This window comes from Dyadobacter subterraneus (assembly GCF_015221875.1).
Taxonomy (GTDB): domain Bacteria; phylum Bacteroidota; class Bacteroidia; order Cytophagales; family Spirosomataceae; genus Dyadobacter; species Dyadobacter subterraneus.
This window is the reverse complement of the sequence record NZ_JACYGY010000001.1, coordinates 5,714,184-5,738,846: the sequence shown is the minus strand read 5'-3', so window position 1 is coordinate 5,738,846 and position 24,663 is coordinate 5,714,184. Positions and strand designations below refer to the sequence as shown.

Below are 24,663 nucleotides of genomic sequence, written 5' to 3'. Positions count from 1 at the left end.
TTCAATTGCAGCCCGTTAAAACACTTTTGTTTTAGCGGGCTGTTTTTTTGCAATTATTTTTTCAATTTAAGTAAAACTTTGTTTCGTTAATCTGAGAAAGAACTGGTAATTTTGAAGTTGTCCAATAGTCTTCTGCTCCATAGAATTAAGTTTTGAAACGAATTAATTACTTTAAGTCTGCCTTTCTGGTTGCCGCAAATCTTTGTTTTTTTAGTCTGAATGGTATATGCCAAGTGGTTGATACACTGGCAAAAATTCATCCGGATAGTTTGTATGCAACTTTCAGCGAACCTGAAAAACGATTTTCAAGAAATGCTGTCGCTGGTCTTCAAACAGCTGACGGACTTGAAACAACCCTTTTCGCTTCTGAGCCATTAATTACCAATCCGATCAATATCGATGTCGACCATCGCGGACGTGTCTGGGTTTGCGAATCTTATAATTATCGTCCTGCCGTTAATGGAAAATCAGAACTGAGTGTTGGAGACCGGATCGTGATTCTGGAAGATACAACCGGTGATGGAAAAGCGGATGTGACCAAAGTTTTTTACCAGGGTTCAGAATTAAACTCTCCGTTGGGAATCTGGGTGATGGGCAACAAAGCCATCGTTTCCCAAAGTCCGTACGTGTGGCTTTTCACCGATACCGATGGTGATGATAAGGCTGATAAAAAGGAAGTTCTTTTTAAAGGAATTGGAGGAACACAACAGGATGCCGGGGTTCACGCTTTTGTATTTGGCCCGGATGGGAAATTTTATTTCAATTATGGAAATGCAGGAAAACAGCTTGTAGACGGAGAAGATCGTCCACTTTTAGATAAATATGAAAGACCAATCGATTTCCGACAATACCGTCAGGGAGTCGTTTTTCGTGTTGATCAGGAATTCAGAAATGTAGAAATACTAGCCGAAAATTTTCATAATGGTTTTGAAATCGCCGTTGATAGTTATGGTACAATGTGGCAGTCGGATCAGGAAGAACCTGGCAATGGTGCTGACCGGGTTAACTATGTCATGGAAAATGGGAATTTCGGCTACATTGATGAAATGAGCGGAGCCAGCTGGCGTATCAACCATACCAATCTGGAAGATGAAATTCCGCGGCGTCACTGGCATCAGAATGATCCGGGAGTAGTACCAAATTTATTAGAAACTGGCTCAGGACTGCCCATGGGAATGGTGGTTTATGAAGGAGATTTATTACCGAGACGTTATTGGGATCAAATTATTCTGGCTGATGCCGGGCAAAATACAGTTCGTGCTTTTCCAATGCAACCCGATGGAGCTGGTTTTAAATCAACTGGGATTCTTTCGCTTTTGGAAGGAAAAAGAGATAAATGGTTTCGTCCGACGGATGTTTGTGTAGCACCGGACGGTTCGCTGATTATTTCAGACTGGTATGACCCGGTGGCAGGTTCTCACAAAATGAAGGACAAAAGCAGAGGCCGGATTTTCAGGATTGCGCCTCCAGGCACGCCCTATAAAATCCCGGTATATGATTTAACTTCTCCGGTTGAGGCAGTGAAAGCGTTACAAAGTCCTAATTTATCCCAGCGTTACCTGGCCTGGAATGCCTGTGTAAAACTAGGTATGGCAGCAGAACCGGAGCTTGAAAATTTATTCAGATTATACAATGGAAATCCAAAATTACGCGCCCGTGCACTTTGGGTTTTGAATAAAATTGAAGGTTTTAGTTATAGAAACCTGGATATTGGTTTTAGGGAATTAAATCCAAATTTGCGTATCGTAACTTTAAGAGCGGTTCGTCAAAGAAACAGCGATCCTACGGAATATATCAAAAGATTAACCTCCGACCCAAATCCACAGGTGCGCCGGGAATGTGCTTTGGCCATTAATCATAACCATACTTACGAAGCGCTGGATGTTTGGCTGCAACTGGCACAGCAATATAAAGGCAATGACCGCTGGTCTGTGGAGGCGCTAAGCATTGGTGCGATAGGTCAGTGGGAAAGAATTTTTCCTGCATGGCTTGCAAAGGCCGGGAAAAATCCTGGTGCCTCGGATTCCGGAAAAGATTTGATTTGGCTGGCAAGAACCAGACAAGCAATTCCGTACTTAACTGATCTGGCTTCGGATACGTCAGTTACTTTTAAAAGCAGATTACGTTATTTCCGGGCCTTCGACTTTTTCCACGCAGGCTATGAAAAATCGCAGGCACTGATGCATGTGATGGATGTAAAATCATCTGACCGGATTGAAGTCAGCAAACTGGCATTGCTGCATTTGGACAAATCTTTTGTTACGAATTCCCAGCAAGGATTGACGGCGCTAAATAAATTGCTTGACGAAACATACGGTACCGAAGATTATATTGAACTAGTAACCAGATATGCCCCGGAGTCTGAAAATTCAAGGTTATTCCAAATGGCCGTTGAAAAATCTGGCAGTGTTATTGGCCGGGATGCCGGTGCTTTGCTTCTGGAAATTGCCGGCGTTTCTTTTATTACCGACAAATTATCTACCTTAAACGATTCGAAAAAATCAGCTTTACTGGCTTCTCTTCAAACCGCGGGAAGCGCGGAATCTGTATTTATTTTACGATCAACGGTATTGGATGTTGGTCAAAAAGAATCCGTTCGGGCGGCAGCAGCGCGTTCTCTTGGAGGGTCTTGGCCTGGGGAAGATGCGGTGGTAAAGTTGTTAAAGCAAAATCAGATCGATGGAGATATCAGGGAAGCTGCTTTGGAAGGTGTTAAAAATGCTTTCCGGGAAGATGTAAAAAAAGAACTGGCTCCTTATTTCCCAAAGCCTGTTGAACCGGTCGTTGTTGCAGAAGAAGTGGAGCAGCCAAAAAGTAAAAAGGAAAGAAGAAGAAAGAGAAAAGGAGATTAAAGATTTCCGGTTTTAAGGTTTCACGCAAAGCAAAAAAGTTAAAACGCAAAGTTCGCAAAGTTAAAATCTTAGCGGTCTTTGCGTTTTTTTTCTTACCTGCTTTGTGTGAAACCCTTAAATTAATCGGTATAAATCGCCCAAACTTTTCTTTATTCCCTAAAACCATAACAATATCATTAAATCATGCTCCGCAGAAACTTTGTTAAATCATCTCTTGGAATAGCCGGTGCTGCCATTGCAGCGAATGAGGCTTTTGCAGCTCCAACTTCTAACATGGCAAAAAATACCTTCAAACTAAAATACGCTTCCCACTTCGGTATGTTTCAAAACAGTGCCGGAAAAGATGTGATTGATCAGCTTAAATTCATGGCTGACCAGGGATTTATGGCTTTGGAAGATAACGGTATGATGGGTCGTCCGGTTGAAGAGCAGGAAAAAATCGCCAAGGAAATGACTCGTTTGGGAATGGAAATGGGCGTTTTTGTTGTGGATAAAGGTGGAAACGGAGCAAATACATTAGCGTCCAACAAAAAAGAACATATTGATATTTTTCTTGCGGGCTGTAAAAAAGCAGTCGAAACAGCAAAGCGTGTGAACGCAAAATGGATGACGGTTGTACCAGGAGATTTCGACCGCAGTCTGCCGATTGGTGTACAAACCGGAAACGTTATTGATGCACTGCGAAGAGGAGCTGAAATCCTGGAACCACATGGTTTGGTCATGGTTTTGGAGCCATTAAGTGATACGCCAAACTTGTTTTTACGTACTTCCGACCAGACTTACGAAATCTGCCGCGGTGTAAACAGCAAGTCATGTAAAATCCTGTATGACATTTATCACATGCAGAAAAATGAAGGTCGCGTTATCCATAATATCGAAGCAACATGGAGTGAAATCGATTATTTCCAGATTGGCGACGAACCTGGAAGAAACGAACCAACCACAGGAGAAATCAACTATAAAAATATTTTCAAATACATCTACACCCGCAGCAAAAAAGAAGGAAGAAATTTCATCCTGGGTATGGAACACGGAAATTCTCAAAAAGGAAAAGAAGGAGAAGCTGCGTTAATTAAGGCTTATGTAGACAGCGATAATTTTACAATTTGAGGTAGCTGTTGGCTGTTAGGAGACCAGCTTTTAGCTCGGAAAAAATGAAAATGGCCGGTAGAATTATCTACTGGCCATTTTCTGTCTAAAGCTAACAGCTATTAAAGAACTACAACTGAATTTTCTTCTGCATTTACTCCCGCAGGAACATATTTATCAGCTTCCCAGTCATTTGCCCAGATTTCGTTATCTAAAAGATAACGGAATTGGTATTCTTTACCAGGAACCAAGTCAAGGCTAGCCTTGAACGAACCGTCTTTTTGTTTTTTCAATGCCACCGCTTCTTTCGGATTCCATCCATTAAACTCGCCTACAAGCGTAACTTTTTCAGATTTTTCAACGGCTTCAGCAGGCAAGGTGAACGTTACTTTAACAACGGGCTTGCTTTTCAAATACTGTTTCGTTAATGCCATAATTAGTAGTGTTATTTAGTTGATGAGACAAATATACAATCAAAAATTATACAAATAAATGACTGTCAGCATAATAAATTTTTTCTTTCTTCGAATAGTTATATGATTTCGTTTGAAAAAGCGCTCTCAGTGCAATTTTTAGCGGCTTTTTCTGCAAAAACACAATATTATATTAAAGTCATACCAGCATCATAAATGGCCATAATGTATTGGATTATTTTTAGATAACATAACTCAATGAATATAAAAAATGCTGCAAAACAATTATTGTTAAGCAGCATTTTGTAAAAGGAGTCAGTCCGGATATTCTATTGCGACCATTCGGTAGGTTCACGGTCCCAGCGATGTTTCTTTATCTTTTCAAGCTCTTTTTCTGTCAATCTTTTTCCGTCACTAGTAGCCACGTTTGACTTAACATGTGCTAATTTTCTCATTCCCGGAATGGTTGTATGAACATCCTGGTTTTCAAGAATAAATCTCAAAGCAGCTTCCGGCATAGACATATTTTCAGGCAAATCCGGTCGAAGTGCTTCTGCATGATCAACGCTGCTATTCAGATTTTCCGGAACAAAATAAGTAGAACGCCAGTCGTCTGCCGGGAAGGTTGTTTCCTTGGTAAGATGTCCTGACAAGGTACCTTCATCCAATGGAACACGTGAAATGACACCAATATCCAGTTTTCTGCAAAGCGGAAAAAGATTGTCTTCCGGTGCCTGATCGAAAATATTATAGATAACCTGAACTGCATCGATCAAACCTGTTTCTAAGGTTGTTAACGCGTTGTCCGGTTCCCAGCGATTGATGCTGATTCCCCAACGTTCCACTTTTCCTTCTTTTGTCAGCTTTTGAATCGCTTCTTTCCACTCATCTTCATGTGCCCATGCATCTTCCCAAACATGGAATTGCAAAAGATCAATGGTTTCCAAACCCAGATTTTTAAGACTTTTTTCGGTATACTCAACAATGTAGTCTGCCGGAAAAACATCCTTTAAAAGGAATGATGGTTTTGAAGGCCACTGACGATTTTTTGGCGGAATTTTTGTTGCAGCATATAATTTTTTATCAGGATTCCGGCGGATAAGTTCTCCCAGAATCATCTCACTTTTACCTTCGGCATAACCCCAGGCTGTATCAAAAAAGTTACATCCTGATGCCACGGCCAGGTCCAGAGAATCCTCAATTTCCTTGATATCTGATCCTGTCCAGCCGGCAAGTCCCCACATTCCATAACCTATCTCGCTGATCTTCCAGTCACTACGTCCAAAACGGCGGTATTGCATTTTTGTTAAAGTTTAGTTGTTTTTTCTTTAAAGGAATTTATAGTACAATTTTAATGCTATTGAAATACATTTGTTTTAATTTATTACATTTAGAAGATACTGCGTTTGTTATTAAAGAAAATGTCATTTAGCTGGAAAGAATTGTTGGAGGGTACCATGAAACGGTTGGTTGGCTTATTGTTGATTGTGGGAATGGCAGGGTGGAATACGCAAACAATGCCCAAAGATAATATGCTAACTTATTGCAGTACTTTTCGTCAGATTCAGGAGGATATCAGAGACTGCGCCATTACACCGGATTCGGCGGCGCGGGCCTGGCAGCAAAATATCAGAAATATCAGGGCTACATTTCATAATGGGGATTCTTGCCGGATGGGTGATTCGACTTATTTCGTTTTTCCAATTAAAGGTTACACGCCAGAGAAATCAATCGGCGGAAAAGGAATGGGTTACCGGGCCGATGGTTTTGATCTTTTTGATATGGATGTAAAGGGAAGTCACCCGGCGCATGATCTTTTTGTTTACGATAGAAATCAGGATAATCTGGACGACAGAACCTGGAAACCGGTTGAAGTTTTGGCTTTCACTTCTGGCGTTGTAGTGGCCGTAGAGAATAACTGGAAATACGATAGCGATTTACGTGGCGGAAACTGGATCTGGATTTATGATCCATGCCTTGACGGATTATTTTATTATGCCCATAATAATGTTTTATTTGTAGAACCTGGACAATGGGTAAATGCCGGAGATAAAATTTCGGAAATGGGTAGAAGCGGTTTTAACGCATTTAAAAAACGCTCACCTACGCATTTACATTTAATGTTTTTGAAATTAAACAGCGATGCCTTACCATATCCCGGTGATACTTACGACTGGTTAATGAATTCAATAGTGAAACAATAGCCTTGTGAATAAGCGAGTTGGGAAGAGGGCTTGATTAAAATTGATTGAAAATATTTGTAATATCTTATAATTCACTCCCTTAACTATTCCTAATTTCTCGTAATTATGAACAACCGCCGGTCTTTTATCAAAAAAAGTGCTGCCTTGGGTATGGGCGCCTTTGGAGTCAATAGTCTTTTTAACGAATTGCATGCCGCTGATTTTCAGTCGGCTGAGAAATTCTGGAAAGATGATATTGGGAATAATGAAGATTACTGGGCGGTTATTCAGGAAGCCTATTCCGCCAGCAAAAGTGATATCATTATTTTGAACAATGGCGGTGTTTCTCCTTCTCCGTTGGTGGTTCAGGAAGCGCTGGAAAAATATAACAGACAGGCGGCACAAGGTCCTTCTTACTACATGTGGCGGGTTATGGATAAAGGACGTGAGCCATTACGTCAGCGATTGGCAGCATTAGGAGGTTGTGATCCGGAAGAAGTTGCAATCAACAGAAATGCCACGGAAGCTTTAAATACCGTGATTTTTGGTCTGCCTTTACAAAAAGGTGACGAAGTAATCGGGATGAAATTCGACTATCCAAACATGATGAACGCCTGGCGTCAGCGTCAGCTTCGGGATGGAATTGTTTACAAACAATTGTCATTTGAATTTCCGATTGAAAATGATGCGATGATTGTGAAGGCGTATGAGGATGCGATCACACCTAATACGAAAGTTATTCATCTTACACATGTGGTCAACTGGGTTGGACAAATTATGCCGGTTAAGAAAATCTGCCAGATGGCGCATAAAAAAGGCGTTGAGGTGATCGTGGATGGCGCGCATTCTTTTGGCTTACTTGACTTTAAAATTGCCGATCTTGAATGTGATTATTTCGGAACCAGTCTGCACAAATTTTTGAGTGCGCCAGTAGGTAGTGGGATGATGTGGGTGAAAAAGGATAAAATCGCTAAAATCTGGCCATTGGTTTGTAATCATGAACCGACGAGCGCAGATATCCGCAAATTTGAAACACTTGGAACAAGAAGTTTTTGTATCGAACAGGCAATCGGTGAAGCAATTAATTTCCAGGGAGCCATTGGTACAAAAAGGAAACAGGATCGTATTCATTATCTCAAAAAATACTGGGCAGAAAAAGCACAGCAAATTCCGGGTGTAAAAATCCATACGTCGTTAAAACCGGAATATTCCTGCGCAATCGCCGGTGTAAGTGTAGACGGGATCAAGCCAGGAGAACTGGAAAGTAAGTTGTTTACGGATTTCAAAATTCATACAACGCCAATCAGTTATGAATATGTGAACTGTGTACGTGTAACGCCTCATGTTTATACCAAAATAAGTGATCTGGACAGGTTGGTTGGGGCTTTGGAGAAGATTTCGAAGAAGGCGTAGACGATATAAATGATAGAAATTGTAAAATCCTTTGAAGGCATTTATTCTGCTTTTCAAAGGATTTTGAGTTTTAGGTCATTTAGGTTTGTTAACCATCTATCCAATTAAATCGTCGTTTAAACAACTTAAAACATTTATTGGAGCTTATATTCAACCGTTTGACAAAATTGCTTTCACTACTGTTTTCTAAACCGCTACATTTGGTTTATTCTTTAACCGGGAAAATTTGTTAAAACTATGACCAAACTACGCAACGGTTCTTTCATCAAAAGAGCCAAAGATATAACGCTAAGCAGCGCATTAACGCTGGCGATTTTGTCAGGAACGTCAATGATAAGCAGCTGTTCGTCTAACGATGATGAATCTGATTACAGCTATGAAGAAACCACCTATTCAAAAGGGATCCGTTCGCACATTAAGGAAGTAAAACCGGGCGAATTTAAAATTACGGATGAAGAAAGCGTAGCCGCAGACAAATCCCTGGCAATCGTTACTTATCTGGATGGACATACGGATTCTTTAAGTACAACTGCCGCCAAAGCTTTGATTGATAAAGATATACGTAATAATCAGTCTTATGTCGGCCATCATAGTGGACTTTCCAGTATGCTATTGTATGGTGGAATTGGGTATATGCTGGGAAGAAATAATAGTAACAGCTACATGAACACCTATCGTGATCAGAACAATTCCAGAGGAAGTGTTTATAGCAGTCCAGGTGTTTTTAGTAAATCTCAAAGTGCAGTGAATGATGTGAGCGCGTCGCGTTCAACAAGAATTGTAAATACGCGTCCATCGGGTGGAAGAAGCGGATTTTTCGGACGTTCCTCAGGAAGAAGCGGAGGTTGATTTCAGTTTTTGAAAAAAATCTGAAATCTAAAACTTGAAATATAATGATAAAATTAAAATCGCTACCAAAAACTCCGGAAAGTGCACTTCAAAAATTAGGCTGGAACTGGATGTTAGGAACAGATACGACGCCATATCTGGTAAAAGATGTTGTTGTGGTTGATGAAGATACAGCCACTCAGTACTATGAAGCTGCTGCAACACTTTACGATATGTTTGTTGAAGCTGGTCAATATGTTATTGATAATCAGATATTTGATGAAATGGGAATTGCCCCGAATCTGGTTGAACTGGTTAAACTTTCATGGGAAGAAGACCGGAATGTACATCTATACGGACGTTTTGATCTTGCCGGCGGTTTTGACGGACAGCCGGTGAAACTGATAGAATTCAATGCTGATACAGCAACTTGTCTGCCGGAAAGTGCGGTGGTGCAATGGGCACATTTGCGGACAAATAATGAAGATGATTCCAAGCAGTTTAATACTTTGTATGAAACGCTTGTAAAACAATTTCAATATATCAAGCTGGTTAACAAGGATCTGACTGCATCCATACTTTTCTCGACCATGCGTGGTTTTCCGGAAGATGATACGAATGTGAATATTTTGTCGGAAGCGGCCAAGGAAGCCGGTTTTGATGTTGATTTTGCTTACATTGATGAGGTTGAGTTTTCCAAAGAAGGAATTTTCAAACAGGATAGCTCGGGATCAGGAAGTTTCGTCCGTTTTGATTTCTGGTTTAAACTTGTTCCCTGGGAATTTATTGGTGGCGATGAACCTGAATTGACGACCTTATTGACAGAAATTGCCAAAAATCGATTGGCTGTTATCCTCAATCCGGCATATACTTTACTGTTTCAATCAAAATATATTCTTAAAATTTTGTGGGATTTATTTCCTTATCATCCGCTTTTGCTGCAAACGGAAAGGTATGTGATACCGCATAAAAAATCGGTTAGCAAAGTTTTGTTTGGCAGAGAAGGAGCTAATATTTCCATCATTGAAAGGGGAGGTGAAGTACTGGAAAAGGTGGAGGGAGATTATGAGGGACAAAAAAGAATTTATCAGGAATACGTAGAGTTTCCGAAAGATGAGGAAGGATTCTCATATCAGGCCGGCGTTTTTTACGCAGGCGAACCTTGCGCATTAGGTTTCCGGCGCGGAGGCAAAATTCTTGATAACACTGCTCAATTTGTAGGTCATATCGTTGAATAATCGGTTCTGATTTTTAGTATGAAGGTTTCTGTTAAGTTTTTGTTCGGGTTATTATTGGTTTTTGGTTTAGATTCTAAATCCTTTGCACAGGAAAAAGATCAACCTGTTATTTTCAAAATTGATATTAAAAATAAGGCGCAGGTTATTGAAAATTTTGGGGCAGCAGGTTGCTGGTTTTCAGAAGGTATCGGCAAATACTGGCCTGAACAGAAAAAGGAACAAATTGCCGAATGGCTTTTTAGTAAATCTTTTGACGAAAAAGGAAATCCCAAAGGAATAGGTCTTTCCGCCTGGCGGTTTAATATCGGCGGCGGAACAGCAGAACAAGGTGACAGCAGCGGAATCAAAGATTTCAGAAAACGGGTTGAATCCTTTCAAAATCCTGACGGAAGTTATGACTGGAACAAACAGGCCGGTTATATATGGTTTGTCAAAAAAGCGAAATCTTATGGCGTCGAAAATCTGATTGCATTTTCAAATACGCCACCCGTACAATTCACTCAAAATGGTCGCGGCTTTAAAACTGAAAAAGATTATAAGTCAAATCTGAAATCTGATAAGTACGGTGCATATGCAGGTTTTTTGGCAGATGTAATTAAACATTTTGATGCAGAAAATTTGCATTTCAACTATATAAGTCCGGTCAATGAACCACAATGGGACTGGTCGAATAAGCCCGGACAGGCAAGTCAGGAAGGAACTCCCTGGCGCAATGAGGAAATTTATAAAGTTACCACAGCCCTTGACAGTGCCTTAACGGCTCAAAAACTTTCTTCGAAAATCATGTTGGTTGAAGCAGGAATGCTAAATTATTTATACGCAGGTTCCGGTAATACCAACCGCCAGATTCAAAATTTTTTTGGGAAAAACAGTAAGTTGGAAGTCAGGAATCTAAAACATATGTCTGACTTCATTGGCGGACATAGCTATTTCACGGAAAATGGTGACAGCAGTCTGGTGCAGATCAGAAAAAATGTATCCGATACAGCCAGGAATTATGATGTAAAATTTTGGCAAACTGAATATTCCATGTTAGCCGATGGTTTCCGGGAAGGTACCAAAGAAAAACGCTCAGCGATAGATTGTGCATTGTTTCTTGCCAAAGTTATTCACAATGACCTTGTTGTAGGAAATGCATCTGCCTGGCAATTATGGAATTCCTATGAACCAGGCAGTCCGGATTTTGACACAAGATATTTTCTGATCGCTCTAAAACCCAACGAAAAACATACAGACGGAGAATATTTTCAAACCAAAGGTTTATGGGCGTTTGGGAATTTTAGTCGTTTTATTCGTCCGGGAATGCAACGATTGATTATTGATCGAAGTGATAAAATGACAGATCTGAAAGCTGCGCAAATTGTGATGTTATCGGCTTATACAGATGAAAAAGGCAAAGTTGTCGTCGTTGCTATCAATTATACAACGTTAGAAAAACGTGTTAAACTTAACCTTGCAAACGCCGGTAAATTTTCAAATTTGAGAAAATATATAACAAGTGCTTCGGAAGGTGATAATCTTAAACCATATCCTGTTCAGAAATTAAAAGATGAGGTGATTTTACCGGCGAGGTCGGTGGTTACTATGGTTGTGGAGTGAAATATTTTGTTCGATTTTCAATCACCATTTCCTACCTTTGCACTCAATGAAAATATTCAAGCTCATATTAAGTCTTTACATTTTACTATTGTCGTGCTTCCCGTGCGGCGATGGGCTGGAATGTAATGGCAAAGATGAGCTGAAAATTTCTGCTTCCCTGGAGCACAAGGATCATACACATGAAAATGAATCCTGTACGCCATTTTGTACATGCAGCTGTTGTGCAGCTTCTACTTTTTTCCAATTTTCAGTTCCAGCGGTTAAAATTCCCAAAGCTGTGTTTGCCGCTGCGAAGTTCCCGGTTTACTCCAATTGTTTCCGTCCGGAACTTTCCTTTTCCATTTGGCAGCCGCCGAAGATTGCCTGATAACAACTTACTTTTTTGGTAAAATTTTGAGGTATCGAGCCGTTATGGTTCCATGTCAAAATTCTGCCTGTTTGTTATTTGGCTATTTAAATTTTCATGTTAGATAAAATCATTCATTTCAGTATCTATAATAAGTTTATTATAGGTCTGTTTATGCTGGCGTTAATTGCTGTTGGAGGTTATTCGCTTAATAATTTGCCCATTGATGCCCTGCCTGATATCACCAATAATCAGGTACAGATCATTACAACTTCCCCAACGCTGGCAACGCAGGAGGTTGAACAATTTATTACCTATCCGATTGAACTCGCCGTAAAATCAATTCCAAAAATTGTGGAATTAAGATCAGTAAGCCGTTTCGGATTGAGTGTTGTTACCATTGTTTTTGAGGAAAATGCAGATATATACTGGGCGCGCGCGCAGATTTCTGAACGACTGAAAGAAGCGGAAAGTAAAATTCCCAAAGGTCTGGGAAATCCTGAACTGGCGCCAATCAGTACCGGACTTGGTGAGATTTATCAATACGTAGTTTTTCCTCAGAAAGGTTTTGAAAAACAATATTCAGCAACAGAATTGCGAACAATTCAGGACTGGATCATTCGTCCGCAGTTGATCGGAACACCCGGGGTAGCGGAAGTTAACACGCTCGGCGGAAGTCTGAAACAATATGAAATTGCAATTGAGCCGGATAAATTGAAAGCGATGAATACCACCATCGCAGAAATTCTGGATGCGCTGGAATTGAATAATGAAAATACCGGTGGCGCTTACATTGACAAAAAACCATATGCCTATTTTATCAGAGGAATTGGAATGGTCAATGGAATTGATGCGATCAACAAAATCGTAATCAAAACAAAAAACGAAATACCGATCTTGATTCGCGATGTTGCTACCGTTCAAATTGGCAGCAGCGTTCGTTATGGAGCTGTTACAAAAGATGGAAAAGGCGAGGAAGTAAGCGGGATGGTGATGATGCTCAAAGGTGAGAACAGTGCCGAAGTAGTATCACGCGTTAAAGAAAAAATGGAGCAGATCAAGAAATCCTTGCCAAAAGGAGTTTCAATCGAAGCATTTGTTGACAGGACAAAACTGGTTAACCGTGCTATCGGAACCGTCGAAAGAAATCTTCTGGAAGGTGCTTTAATCGTGGTTTTTGTGTTGATTCTGTTGATTGGAAATCTTCGTGCAGGATTAATTGTAGCTTCTGTAATTCCGTTGTCGCTGTTGTTTGCAGTGAGTATGATGCATTTATTCGGTGTGTCGGGAAATCTGATGTCGCTTGGTGCGATTGATTTTGGGTTGATTGTTGATGGTGCCGTGATCATCGTTGAATCGATTATTCACCGGTTGCAGATTAATGTCAAGGGCAAATTAACGTCCGAGGAAATGGATGCCGAAGTGTATGAAGCTTCGGCCAAAATCCGGAGCAGCGCAGCTTTTGGTGAAATTATAATCCTGATCGTATATCTGCCCATTCTGGCACTTGTTGGTATTGAAGGCAAAATGTTTGGTCCAATGGCGCAAACCGTATCGTTTGCCATTCTCGGTGCTTTCATTCTTTCCCTGACATATATTCCAATGATGACGGCGTTGGTTTTGAAAAAACAGACGAGTCATAAGATCAATATCAGCGACAAGATCATTCATTTTATACAGCAGATTTACCAGCCATTATTAGCTAAATCTCTACGGTTTAAAGGTTTGGTGTTGTCGATTGCTGTGATATTTCTAATTATTTCTGCCTTCATTTTCAGCTCTTTGGGAGGTGAATTTATTCCAACACTTGACGAAGGTGATATTGCCACAAATCTGGTTATAGCCTCGGGAAGTTCACTTTCGCAAGAAATTGAGGCGACTACAAAAGCGGAACAAATCCTGAAAGCCAAATTCCCGGAAGTGAAAATGATTGTAACCAAAATCGGTAGTTCCGAAATCCCAACCGATCCGATGCCGATGGAAGTAGGTGATATGATTATCATTTTGAAAGATAAAAAAGACTGGACTTCGGCGAAAACCAAGGAGGAATTAATGGAAAAAATGTCAGAAGCTCTGGAAGCAATTCCCGGTGCAACCACAGAATTTTCTCAACCGATTCAAATGCGTTTCAATGAGTTGATGACTGGTGTCAGAAGTGATGTCGCGGTCAAGATTTTTGGAGAAGATCTGGAAATGCTGGTTAGTAAAGGCGATGAGGTTTTGAAAATTATCCAAAATATAAAAGGCGTTACTGAAGCAAAAGCGGAAAGAGTGGCTGGATTGCCACAAATAACGGTTCGCTACAACAAAGATAAACTGGCCTTGTATGGTTTAAATGTGGGAGATCTTAACAAAGTCATCAGAACCGGTTTTGCCGGAGAAATTGCAGGTGTGGTTTACGAAGGTGAAAAACGTTTTGATATGGTCGTTCGATTAGCTCAGGAAAAAAGACAGGATATCTCAAATCTGAAAACACTATTTGTTTCACTTCCATCAGGCAGTCAGATTCCTTTAGAACAGGTAGCCGATATCGCTTACGAACTTGGCCCGATGCAGATCAGCCGGGAAGATGGAAAGCGAAGAATTGTGGTTGGATTTAATGTTCGCGACCGGGATGTAAAAAGTGTGATTGAAGAAATTCAGGACAAACTGGATCAGAAATTAAGTCTGCCGGCTGGATATTATGTGACTTATGGAGGACAATTTCAAAATCTGATTCAGGCGAATGAGCGTTTGGCTGTTGCCGTTCCTGTTGCACTCCTTCTGATTTTTGTATTGCTGTTTTTTACTTTCCGTTCCGTCAGCCAATCGCTATTGATTTTCTCTGCTATTCCTTTCTCTGCTATCGGCGGTATTTTTGCTCTTTGGATTCGGAATATGCCTTTCAGTATTTCGGCCGGCGTTGGTTTTATTGCATTATTTGGCGTTGCAGTATTAAATGGGATTGTTTTGATTGGTTATTTCAATCAGTTAAAAGCGGAAGGAATATCCGATGTCATGCAGCGAATAAAGGAAGGAACCAGCGTTCGTTTGCGTCCGGTTATGATGACTGCGGCGGTTGCTTCACTCGGTTTTCTCCCGATGGCATTAAGTACAAGTGCAGGAGCGGAAGTTCAAAAGCCGTTGGCCACCGTGGTAATTGGCGGTTTGATTAGTGCTACTTTGCTGACTCTGATTGTTTTACCAATTCTTTACTGGTATCTGGAAAACAATTTGAAAATCAAAAAATCAGGTATCGTAACTGCCCTGATGATTTTGCTTTTTATTGGATTTGAAACAAAAGCACAATCAATTTCCAAGCTGAGTTTGCAGCAAGCGATTGAATTAGGTTCAAAAAATAATCAGCTGATTTCTGCGGGAGAACTGGAAATAAAGATGCAGTCCGAATTGAGAGGAACTGCTTTTGATATTCCCAAAACGAATATTGGTGGTATGCTCGGACAATATAATACCAAAGCATTTGACCAGAATTACGAAATTTCCCAATCTTTCAGTCCGTTCCAGTATGGCGCCAGAAAGGAAGTTTTAACCAGCAATCTTAAAGGAAGTCAGATCAAACTGGAACAGTCAAAAAAAGAAATTATCTATGCAATCCGGCAAACCTGGATGTCACTTTTGTATTTGACCAAACTAAATACTTCGCTTACAAAACAGGATAGTTTGCTTGGACAATTTGTAAAAGCCGCGTCTTTAAGGTTTCAAACCGGCGAAACAAATTTGCTGGAAAAGACAACAGCGATCACCAGGGAGCAGGAAATTCAGCAGCGTATAAAACAAAATGAAAGCTTGATAGCTGTTGGGAAATCGAAAATCAGATTGCTTCTGAATCTCAATACTGATTTTTCTGTAAGTGATACCAGCTTTTCAGCCTTGCCGATTAGTGTTTTGTTTGATACAACAGCGATAAATCAAAATCCTGTTTTTCTTCACGCGTTACAACAAGTTGAAATTGCAAGAGCGAACAGAAATCTGGAAAAAGCATTGTTGATGCCTGATTTTACGGCCGGATATTTCATTCAATCGCTCACCGGAAATCAGGATATCGATGGAAAAAACATCAATTACAACGGCGTTCCCCGCTTTCAGGGTTTTAAGGCTGGTATTGCAATACCAATTTTTTCTAAAAGTTACCGGTCAAAAGTTCAGGCTGCGGAAACTAATATTCAGTTGCAGCAAAAGAATGTGGATTATCTTCAGTCGCAGCTTCAAAATCAATATCAGCAACAACTGACACAACTTTATACTTACCAGTCGCTGATTGAATACTACCAGACTTCTGCAATTCCAAACGCAAAGACGATTTCTACAAATGCCTCCAAAAGCTATCAGGGCGGAGAAATTTCTTACGTGGAATATCTTCAGGGCATTCAAACCGCACTGGATATTGATATGAATTACCTGAAAGCGATTGCGGATTTTAACCAGTCTTTTGTGAGCCTGCAATATTTATTAAATCAATAGTTGAAAATCATGAACAGAAAAACCAATATATATTTAAATATTTTGCTGGCATTTGTGACAGTACAGATTCTGCTTTCTTGTAAAAATACCTCGGAAAATGAGACTGAGGAACAGGAAAAACCTAAGACTGAGGAAAAAGTTGGAGAATCAGAAAATAAGGAAGTCGCACTGACACAGGCGCAATATGACGCATCAGATATTGTGCTGGGCACCTTTGAAAGTAAAAATCTTAGTGAGGTAATTAATGCCAATGGTTATACCAAATTGCCACCTCAGAATCAGGCAGATGTTTCCGTTTTTATGGCTGGAATTGTTAAATCGATCAGGGTTATTGAAGGTGAATTTGTGAAAGCCGGACAAACCATTGCAACGCTGGAAAGTCCGGAATTTACAAGGCTCCAGGAATCTTTCCTTATTTCAAAAAGCAATACTGAATTTTTAGCAGCGGAATTTGAAAGACAAAAAACGTTGTCGGATGAGAATGTGAATGCAAAAAAAGCTTTTCAAAAAACAAAGGCGGATTATGAAACGGAAAAGGCACGTTACAATTCGCTTCAGAAACAACTGAGCATGTTACACATTAGTGGATCAGGTTCAGGAAATATTGTTTCAATAGTATCTGTCACAGCTCCGATTTCAGGATATATAACAGAGGTAAATGTCAAGATCGGAAGTAATGTTCAGCCCGGGACTTCATTGTTCAGTATTGTGGATAATACCAAAATGCACGTTGATTTGCTTGTTTATGAAAAAGATCTGCAAAAGGTAAAACCGGATCAGACGGTCCGTTTTGTACTTACCAATCAGGATAATACAGAAATTCGGGGCAAGATTTTTAGTGTTGGAAAAGCATTCGAAAATGAAACGAAATCTGTTGCCGTTCATGCAGACATATTAAATGACAAACAAATACTGATTCCTGGTATGTATGTGAATGCACTTATTGACATTGGTAAAAATAAGGTAAACGCTTTGCCGGTTGATGCTGTGATCAAAGCAGATGGACGGGAATTCATTTTTATATTGGAAGATGAGCAAGTTACTAAGGCGAAAAAAGAAACGGACGAGAAGCTGTATCATTTTCAGCGTATTGAAGTGAAATCCGGAACAACGCAGCTGGGGTATATTCAGGTTACTCCTTTGCAGGTTTTGGAAAAGAATGCCAAAATTGTCTTGAAAGGGTCTTATTATATTCAAAGTCATCTTTTAAAAAGTGACGGAGGTGGAGGACATGAACATTAAGTTTTGTTGAAGCGTTGATAGGAGATAAAAGAATTAATTATGTACAGTATCATTACTGCAACAATATTACTCGGTCTGGTTCACGCACTCATTCCCAATCACTGGCTTCCTCTGGTAGCCGTGGCAAAAGCGGAAAAATGGGAGCGTCCGGAGCTTTTAAGTGTTGCCTTTATAATTGCATTGGCTCATGTTGCTGGTACGGTGGCACTCGGAATAATTCTGGGAATCATCGGGACGCGACTGGCAGGAAAATACAATGAATTTGTAGATATTATCGCACCCGTTTTATTGATTATTTTCGGTTTAATCTATTTTTCTGTCAATCTTCCGCATCATCATCATGGCACGCAGGAAGATGTAAAACAGTATGAAAAATCACGCACCAAATGGATTCTGATTTTAGTAGGAATTATGTTTTTATCACCTTGTCTTGAAGTGGAAAGTCTGTTTCTTTCGGCAGGCGCTTTTGGTGTGAAAAGTGTTTTTTTACTTGCTGCCGTTTATGCAATTACAAGTATAGCCGGAATTGTCAGTTTGGTGATGTTAGCGTTTAAGGGTATACATTTGGTTGACACTCATTTTATTGAGCATAATGAGAAACGGATTACCGGTGTTATTCTGATTCTGGTTGGTATTATTACTTTTTTTCTTCATTAAAAAAGCTAAGTTCCTGAAAAAATGGAACTTAGCCTACTTATTTTCACAGCTTTAATGTTTATCCCGCGTTATGCAATGGATTGAAATGTTTCAACTTTATTCATAAGATCCACGACGTTGGTAACCTGCATTTTACGATAAATCTTAAATTTTACAGTACTGATCGTCGAGGGCGCCAGTTTCAATTCGCGGGCAATTTCAGCTGTTCGAAACCCTTTTAAAAGTAATTGCATAATTTCAGATTCACGGACCGAAAGCAGATTTATAAGATCATGATCAACCATTCCTTTAAGCAGAAAATCCGTAAGTCCGTCGTCCATATATTTGCGACCTTTGATAATCGTATTAAACGCGGATTGGAATTCATGTTTGGTCATGGTTTTCAGACAAATTCCGTCCACACCTTTTTTCAAATAAGGAAGAGCCCATACTTTCTCATTTTCTTCACCAAGAACCAGTATTTTAATTGAAGGCTGAATCCTTCTGAGTCCTTCAAAACTGTTTAAGTTAGTCAGGTTCGATAGGCGAATATCAACGATCAGGACATCAAAATATGATTTCCTCATAAGTGCGGGAATACTTTCCCAGCTATCTGCTTCTTCAATATATACATTGCCCGCATACTCCTTAATAGAAGCTGCAATTCCCAATCGGAAAAAGTCGTTTTTAATTAAAATTAATATCCTTGTCATTTTTGCTTCTGATTGATTAGTGTATGAAATAAATGAAAAATTATTTCCTGAATTTACCAGGGTAATTAAAATTGCTATTACTTTATACTTTTAATTCCTTTAATTCGAGCAGTTTGCTGATTGCTTCATTGATTTTCGTAGTAACAATAATATTTACGGGAATTAAAGGTTTTCCTATAATCAGATTGAGTTTTTCCAGCCATTCGGTACTTTCGGAAGTGTACAAAATGATTCGTAATGCTGGTTTGCTTTTATGGAGATAACCCAGGAAATCAAGCGTCTCCATATCCGGAACATCCAGGCGAACAACTAATAAGTTGTTCTTGTCTTCTGTCAAACTTGCTCTTTTCCCAAAAGCAAGTTTTCTAAAAACGTCACTAATGCCAACCGCTTCTTCTATAGTCACTTCTTCTTTATTGACCTGCAACAGATCAACCAGTTTGGTACGCGCATTATTTTGCAGATCATAAGCAAGAAGTCGTTTCATAACGGTTATAATTTTATTTTCAAGTTCCGGTGACCGTGATTTCAGAAAGATGACAGGGTTTGTCATGTCAAAACTCAGTTAATAACACGATTGCCATGATGAGGGTAAAGTAAGCATTCTTTTGCCGGCAGCTGTCTGAACCTTGTTTGTCCCGGTTCAAACAGCTTGCAATCTGGCATTAGTGTGTGTGCAGTGCAGCCGGATTTAAATTTCTTTTTTTTGTCATAGATGTGTGTCTGTTTGGTTGTAAATGATGCTAATTTCTGATACCAAAGCTAAGGGAGATTTTTAGATGAATTTGTCGAGACACAAATTCCATTTTGTAGAAATATCTCTATTCTTTTTTTATTGGTTTTGTCGCTGAATCTATGTATCAGGGCATAAAAATTTATATTAAAACATAGAGATTTGTTTTAATGAACTGTAATCGAGATGTTAACAGGAAAAAGAGTGGTACCGGGGAAATGGTTAGAGAGCCATACTTATACTATGAGTAAATAGAATTTTTTTATCGACGGTCAGAAATTTTTCAAAAGAGAAACCTTTTTGGATAACTCAATTTCATCTGATACTTCGAGTTTGTCAAAAATCCTTCGTTTGTAAGTACTTATCGTATTTTCTTTAACTTTTAAAATGGAGGCAATTTCTTTTGTCCATTTGCCTTCTGTTAAAAGCTGCATGACAAGCATTTCGCGTGGAGACAGCGTCATGATAGGATTTTTAAGCTTTTTGGAATTATTATCTCCCAGATTGTTCAATAATGTTTGCTGAATGCGATAGCTCACATATTTTCCTCTGTTCATCAAGGCTTTATACGCGGCTTGAAATTCATCGTGTGATGCCTGTTTGGAGAGAAATCCATCTGCACCTGCCTGCATATACGGAAGCGCGTAAACTTGTTCGTCATATCCGGAGTGTATCAGGATAAGTATATCCGGTTGCCGCTGGCGCACCATTTCCATCATTCTGATATTTTCTCCTCCCGGAATGTCAATATCAAGAATCAATAAATCGAATTTCTCCTTATCTAAAAGTCCCAAGCCTGCGGGAAAACTGTCTGATTGTGTCACATTTGCTTTGGGATCTGTATCAGAAATAAGCTGTCCGAGGCCCATGCGTATTAAAGGATGATCTTCAATAATTAAAATATTCATAAATAGTGCAGGTATTGTTTAGCTACAAATCTAAATATTAATTACGGGTTAAAGTATCGAAATAAATCTACAAGAGTTATCCATTTTACGACAGTTTGACGAAAGTATCACCCTATTTTTTCAATAGCCAATTATCGGAATTTATTTTTTTCAAAAGCAGATTCTTTGTTAAAATTTAAACTGTAACATAATGAGCTAAACTTGGAATTAGAAAGGAATTAAGATTCATTTCTGAGATATTGAGTTACAAAATCGATTATATACGTTTAGGGCAAACCGTTGAAATTCCCTGCCGTTCAAACTTCTTTGCAAATTCTACAATAACGATTTTAGCTTTATAGATATAAAAAGATAGAAGATTTTTTTGGTGGCAAGATCGATATTTTATTTGGCTTATACCTTATAATTAAAAATAAATACATATCTTAAACCATATTTTTCAATAAATAATTTTAGTTAATTATTATATATCCAAATTAATAAAAAATGTTTAAATCTCAATAAGGAACACCAGGAACTGTCTGTAACGGAATTATTAACCACGATTTCTGAAGCAGTACGACATATCTTTTGTGATCTAATGAGGTAACCCAAAACCAATAATTATTTAGTGATGTGTAAAAAACTAAACCTTTTAAAGATTTTCTTTTTGCTTCTGATTTTTACTGAGTCAAAAGCCATCGTATCGGATTCAATTCATATTACACTTACAGAAGGAACGAACATGGCTATCGCACTCTCGCCGGATAAAAAAAGCATTGCAATGGATATACAAGGAACCATCTGGCTTCTACCTGTTGGAGGCGGAAAGGCGATAGCCTTAACGGATGCGCTGGGAGATTGCCGTCAGCCGACCTGGTCAGCGGATGGCAACCAGATCGCCTTTCAATCTTATAGGGATGGCAATTTTCATATCTGGAAAATTAATAAAGATGGAAGTGGTTTAACACAGCTGACTTTTGGAGTATATCACGACCGTGAACCACATTGGTCGCCAACAAAAAATGAAATCGTTTTTTCCTCTGACCGAAGTGGAAATTATGACATCTGGAAAATTGATCTGGGAAAAGGTAATCTGACAAGGCTTACCACAGAGCCGGGTAATGATTATTTTCCGGCTTTTTCGTCCGACGGTTCGAAACTGGCCTATGTTTCTGAGCGCAATTCTGCTGCGGGCTTGTATATTCTTGAATCAGCAAGTGAGCCTAAATTACTGGTTCATAGTAAAGAAAAGTTATTTTCTCCCGCGTGGCATCCGAACGGAAAGCAGGTTATTTTTAATAGTCTTTTGCCACAGGGAAGTCAGCTGGAATTGGTAGCATTGGGTGGAGGCGACTGGCAAACTTTATCGGATAAATCGGAAGATGTATTTCCTTTTAAAGCGAGCTGGATTTCGGATACTGAATATTTGTACACCGCGAACGGCCAGATACTTCGTGCAAGTTTGAGTGAAAGGAAAACGACAAGGATAACTTTTCAAGCCGAAGTTATTTTAAACCGTAAAAAATATGTAACAAAGGTCCGGGATTTTGATTCAAAAAAACCACAGGCAGTTCAGGGAATCAGAAGTCCGATGGTTTCTCCCGATGGGAAAAGTATTGTTTTTACTGCCTTAGGTGATTTGTGGATTTATACAAAAGGAACAAAAAAACCTATCCAGATTACTAATGATATATTTATTGATATTGATCCGGTCTGGTCGCCTGATGGAAAGAAACTAGCTTACACCAGCGACAAAAAAGGAAATATGGACCTGTACGTCAGGGATCTGGTGACGGGAAAGGATTCTTGCATGCTGGATGCGCCTGATAACTTAAAGTTTCCTTCCTGGTCACAGGATGGATCAAAACTTGCTTTTTATCAGGCTGATCCAAAATCGCTCGGTAAGAATGTGCTCAACATACTGGACCTGGCCACTGGCAAAAGCAATACCATTTATGGTGCGCTTTTTGAAGGGTCGCAGCCAAGCTGGTCATCGGATGGAAAATATATTGTGATTTCTTCTCTTGAAGCATATTCCACAAGATTCAGGGAAGGGTTAAGTAAAATCCTGATAATTCCGATTGATAAATCTCCGTCCCGTTTTGTGTCGCCTGTTCCGGAACGTACACTGACAACAAGAGGAAAAAATGGTCCGGTTATTTCTCCTGACGGCTCCAAAATCGCCTATATTCTTGATAATATTTTGTGGATTGTCCCGGTTGATCCACAATTAAATATTGTTGGTCCACCAAAAAGATTAACAAATGAGCTTGCGGAAGCTCCTAGCTGGTCCGGCGATTCCCAAAATATCGTGTTTCTGGCGACAGATGTTTTGAAAGAAGTTTCGGTAACTGGTGGTGAAGTCAGGATTATCAATATGCCTTTTACCTGGCAGGAAAAACAGCCGGAAGGGCAGTTTGTTATTCACGCGGGAAAAGTTTTTGACGGCCGGTCAGAAAAATATCTGGAAAATGTTGACGTGCTTATCGAAGGTAATCGTATTAAAAAGATTACACCGCACCGTGTTGGCGCCTATGGAAATGTAAAGATTGTTGACGCTTCAAAGCAAGTATTGATTCCGGGACTTTTTGAAATGCACACGCACCAAAATGCGCAAATGGGTGAAAAAGGCGGAAGACTTTGGCTGGCGTACGGAATTACTTCTATCCGCGAGCCGGGTACAGATCCTTATGACGCGCTGGAAAGAAAAGAATCCTGGAATAGCGGAAAAAGACTGGGCCCGCGTACGTTTTTCACAGGCGGACACATGGAAGGAAGCCGGATTTATTACAACAGAAGTACGAGTAATGTGGGCGGAGGACAGCTGGATCTGGAATTAAACCGTGCTGTAAAGCTTGGTTATGATATGATCAAAACTTACGTTGGTTTGCCTGATAATCTTCAACAAAGAGTAACCGAATTTGCCCATGCTAACGGATTGCCTGTAACATCACACGAGATTTATCCCGCAGTGGGAAATGCTGTGGATGGTGTGGAACATATGGGTGCTACGAGCAGAAGAGGGTATTCTCCCAAGCTGACGGCCATGAATAATACTTATCAGGATGTGCAGCAACTTCTTATTAAATCGGGAATGTACATAACGCCGACAGTTTCGCTTCATGGCGGTTTTACCGCTTTGGCAAAAAGTGATTCTGCATTTTTTAGTCACTGGCAATATGGAAATTTCTTCACTGAAAAGTTAAAAACAGATCTTCAGGGATCGGCCACCAGAATGAGCGAAAGTACTTATTCCAATGTTGAAAAGACTTTGTATAATCTTGTTAAATCGGGTGCAAAAGTTACTTTGGGTACGGATTCGCCTATTATTCCATCAGGGTTTAGTTTTCATGCGGAATTGCAAAGCTGGGTCAAAGCCGGTTTGTCGCCATTTGAAACTTTACGAGCTGCTACCTTATGGTCTGCACAGGAAATAGGTGTGGAAAAAGATCTGGGAACGATTGAGCCCGGAAAAGTGGCGGATATATTACTTGTTGAAGGAGATCCGCTGACGAATATCAAAGATGTTCTCAAAATCAAAGGTGTGTATAAAAACGGAGAGTTTTTTGATCAGAAAAGGTTGAAATCCGGTATCTGAGAATTTCAGAATTACATCCATACGTTAAGGCTGAAATAAATCATGAGAACATTATCAGTTACATACAAAAATCGGAATGGCATAGTTATTGCTCTTTCACCATTTTGTGCGTCCGGATTTTGCATGTAACAGGTAAGTTTTCTGAGTAAGTCTGTACACAAAAAATTCCCCAAAATGATTTTTGCCAGGCTTGTTTTCAAGAGGTTTACAACCATTCGTTCTTGGCATAGTTGTTATAATTGATCCATTCAAAATCTGATTAAAAGGTGAAATTCCGGAAGATGTTACCAGTAACATTACAATGGAAGTTCATAACGGGATCAGGTGGCAGTGTACGCTATCTTTCTTTAATATTTAATGTTGATTCTTTGAATTTTAAGTCTTTTCTCTCAATGGACTTGAAATCGAATTAAAATCAGAAAATGTAAG

17 protein-coding genes are annotated in these 24,663 nt (G+C 39.6%); 12 read left to right on the top strand and 5 right to left on the bottom strand.

Going from position 1 to position 24,663, the window contains the following annotated elements:
- Positions 1-152 precede the first annotated feature (152 nt).
- Both IEE83_RS23965 and IEE83_RS23960 read left to right on the top strand, forming a co-directional pair.
- Positions 153-2,852 (top strand): PVC-type heme-binding CxxCH protein, encoded by a 2,700-nt coding sequence (locus IEE83_RS23965; RefSeq protein WP_228101952.1) that lies wholly within the window; start codon positions 153-155, stop codon positions 2,850-2,852.
- A 183-nt stretch (positions 2,853-3,035) separates the two neighbouring features.
- Positions 3,036-3,962, top strand: a complete 927-nt coding sequence (locus tag IEE83_RS23960; RefSeq protein WP_194122999.1) for a hydroxypyruvate isomerase family protein — start codon at positions 3,036-3,038, stop codon at positions 3,960-3,962.
- Between the two features lie 101 nt (positions 3,963-4,063).
- On the opposite strand, the gene IEE83_RS23955 is transcribed toward IEE83_RS23960, so the two are convergent.
- A complete protein-coding gene (locus IEE83_RS23955) occupies positions 4,064-4,375 on the bottom strand; it encodes an isoamylase early set domain-containing protein (protein ID WP_194122998.1) in 312 nt (103 codons plus the stop codon).
- A gap of 308 nt (positions 4,376-4,683) precedes the next feature.
- Positions 4,684-5,655 (bottom strand): aldo/keto reductase, encoded by a 972-nt coding sequence (locus tag IEE83_RS23950; protein ID WP_194122997.1) that lies wholly within the window; start codon positions 5,653-5,655, stop codon positions 4,684-4,686.
- Positions 5,656-5,775: 120 nt separating this feature from the next.
- Between IEE83_RS23950 and IEE83_RS23945 the strand changes: the two genes are divergently transcribed.
- From IEE83_RS23945 to IEE83_RS23910, 9 genes are all read left to right on the top strand, one after another.
- Positions 5,776-6,558 (top strand): M23 family metallopeptidase, encoded by a 783-nt coding sequence (locus tag IEE83_RS23945; protein ID WP_228101951.1) that lies wholly within the window; start codon positions 5,776-5,778, stop codon positions 6,556-6,558.
- Positions 6,559-6,663: 105 nt separating this feature from the next.
- A complete protein-coding gene (locus IEE83_RS23940) occupies positions 6,664-7,950 on the top strand; it encodes an aminotransferase class V-fold PLP-dependent enzyme (protein WP_194122996.1) in 1,287 nt (428 codons plus the stop codon).
- Between the two features lie 237 nt (positions 7,951-8,187).
- Positions 8,188-8,799: a Cj0371 family chemotaxis-regulating polar lipoprotein gene (locus IEE83_RS23935; protein WP_194122995.1), complete on the top strand. Its 612-nt coding sequence runs from the start codon at positions 8,188-8,190 to the stop codon at positions 8,797-8,799.
- 44 nt (positions 8,800-8,843) lie between these two features.
- Complete coding sequence (locus tag IEE83_RS23930) at positions 8,844-10,016, top strand: glutathionylspermidine synthase family protein (RefSeq protein WP_194122994.1); 1,173 nt, start codon at positions 8,844-8,846, stop codon at positions 10,014-10,016.
- 18 nt (positions 10,017-10,034) lie between these two features.
- Positions 10,035-11,615 carry a glycoside hydrolase gene (locus tag IEE83_RS23925; protein ID WP_194122993.1) on the top strand — a complete coding sequence of 527 codons (1,581 nt, stop codon included), beginning with the start codon at positions 10,035-10,037 and terminating at the stop codon, positions 11,613-11,615.
- A gap of 46 nt (positions 11,616-11,661) precedes the next feature.
- Positions 11,662-11,982: a DUF6660 family protein gene (locus tag IEE83_RS33655; RefSeq protein ID WP_369009350.1), complete on the top strand. Its 321-nt coding sequence runs from the start codon at positions 11,662-11,664 to the stop codon at positions 11,980-11,982.
- Between the two features lie 96 nt (positions 11,983-12,078).
- The gene (locus IEE83_RS23920) at positions 12,079-16,422 is read left to right on the top strand and encodes a CusA/CzcA family heavy metal efflux RND transporter (RefSeq protein WP_194122992.1); all 4,344 of its coding nucleotides are present in this window, start codon (positions 12,079-12,081) and stop codon (positions 16,420-16,422) included.
- Between the two features lie 9 nt (positions 16,423-16,431).
- On the top strand, positions 16,432-17,664 hold the full coding sequence (locus IEE83_RS23915) for an efflux RND transporter periplasmic adaptor subunit (RefSeq protein WP_194122991.1): 1,233 nt from the start codon (positions 16,432-16,434) through the stop codon (positions 17,662-17,664).
- A 39-nt stretch (positions 17,665-17,703) separates the two neighbouring features.
- On the top strand, positions 17,704-18,321 hold the full coding sequence (locus tag IEE83_RS23910) for a hypothetical protein (protein ID WP_194122990.1): 618 nt from the start codon (positions 17,704-17,706) through the stop codon (positions 18,319-18,321).
- A gap of 68 nt (positions 18,322-18,389) precedes the next feature.
- Here the strand turns inward: IEE83_RS23910 and IEE83_RS23905 are convergent, their stop codons facing one another.
- The 3 genes from IEE83_RS23905 to IEE83_RS23895 form a co-directional block, all read right to left on the bottom strand.
- Entirely contained in the window at positions 18,390-19,013 is a 624-nt protein-coding gene (locus IEE83_RS23905) for a LuxR C-terminal-related transcriptional regulator (RefSeq protein WP_194122989.1), read from the bottom strand.
- A gap of 82 nt (positions 19,014-19,095) precedes the next feature.
- On the bottom strand, positions 19,096-19,500 hold the full coding sequence (locus IEE83_RS23900; RefSeq protein ID WP_194122988.1) for a hypothetical protein: 405 nt from the start codon (positions 19,498-19,500) through the stop codon (positions 19,096-19,098).
- 518 nt (positions 19,501-20,018) lie between these two features.
- Positions 20,019-20,654 (bottom strand): response regulator transcription factor, encoded by a 636-nt coding sequence (locus IEE83_RS23895; RefSeq protein ID WP_194122987.1) that lies wholly within the window; start codon positions 20,652-20,654, stop codon positions 20,019-20,021.
- A 613-nt stretch (positions 20,655-21,267) separates the two neighbouring features.
- Between IEE83_RS23895 and IEE83_RS23890 the strand changes: the two genes are divergently transcribed.
- The gene (locus tag IEE83_RS23890) at positions 21,268-24,234 is read left to right on the top strand and encodes a DPP IV N-terminal domain-containing protein (protein ID WP_194122986.1); all 2,967 of its coding nucleotides are present in this window, start codon (positions 21,268-21,270) and stop codon (positions 24,232-24,234) included.
- Positions 24,235-24,663 lie beyond the last annotated feature (429 nt).